Source organism: Actinobacillus minor NM305 (assembly GCF_000175195.1).
GTDB lineage: Bacteria > Pseudomonadota > Gammaproteobacteria > Enterobacterales > Pasteurellaceae > Haemophilus_A > Haemophilus_A minor.
Window position 1 is genome coordinate 1 of sequence record NZ_ACQL01000114.1, and the last position, 1220, is coordinate 1220.

The window sequence follows — 1220 nt, forward strand, 5'->3', positions numbered from 1 at the left end:
TTCGCCCCTTGTATTAGAATATGGGCAAAAGAAAACCCCATTACGAGTACCTTCATAATGGGGTTATAGAGAAAGTAGAGTTGCTTCGCCCCTTGTGCCATTAAGCACGTAGTGTAGATATAAGCCTACTTTCTCATCCACTATCACCCCGGATGGTATCTCAGGCACGTTTTCCGTAGCCCGCATTCACAAGGTTTGGAGGTCAAATGGATAACCCATTATATTACGTTGGCATTGATATTGCCAAAGCTAAATTTGATGTTGCCATTAAATTACAAAACGGCAAGCATAAGCATAAAGTGTTTAAGAATAATCCGGAAGGATTTCAATCACTTATGCAATGGCTCAACACATTCGGTGAAACTTTTCACTGCGTGATGGAAGCCACCAATATTTATCACGAAGCCCTTGCGGATTTTCTGTTTCAACAGCAAATCACCGTCAGCGTGATTAACCCTAAATGCAGTGCAAATTTCACGAAAACCGATAATTTACGCTCTAAAACCGATAAAATCGATGCCAAAATGCTTGCCGATTATGCCGATGAAAAGCGTCATAAATTACCGATTTATCAACCAATTTCGCCTGCTCAACTGGAATTGTTGCGTAAAAATCGCCAACTTGACCACCTGAAAAAACAGTTGGCACAAGAAAAAACACGGCTAACGATGTTGCTTGACAGCGATTGCATTGCTTCAACACAGCAGATGATTGCCTTCATCAAGGCGCAAATTAAGGCTTTGGAAAAAACAATTAAACAGTGCATTAATGCAGATAATACATTGAAAAACAATGTAAAATTGCTTTGCACTATTCCTGCTATTGGCTTTGCAACCGCCGTTCAACTGATTGCCCATTTAGGTGATGGCAGTCGTTTTAAAAATGCAAAAGCAGCCGCCACTTTTGCAGGTTTAACCCCGATGATTAAAAGCTCGGGGAAAAGTTTAAATACCGTTATTGGTATCTCAAAAATCGGGCAATCCGACATTCGCAAGGCACTCTTTTGCCCTGCAATGAACTTTGCCTTTGGCAGCTACAAAAACAGCGTATATCGCTCGTTTGTGCTGCGATTGCTTGAATGCGGCAAACCTAAAATGGTGATTATCACTGCTTTAATGCGTAAATTAGTCACTATTGCACAGGCTGTTTTGCAAAAACAGACAGCATTTAATTTAGACACATTTATGAAATAAAATTTGTTGTGTCTTATGGTATCTACA

General features: G+C 40.2%; 1 protein-coding gene. It reads left to right on the forward strand.

Annotated elements, in window-relative coordinates:
* The first annotated feature begins 206 nt into the window (after window positions 1–206).
* Complete coding sequence (locus AM305_RS09045) at window positions 207–1193, forward strand: IS110 family RNA-guided transposase (protein ID WP_005825208.1); 987 nt, start codon at window positions 207–209, stop codon at window positions 1191–1193.
* Window positions 1194–1220 lie beyond the last annotated feature (27 nt).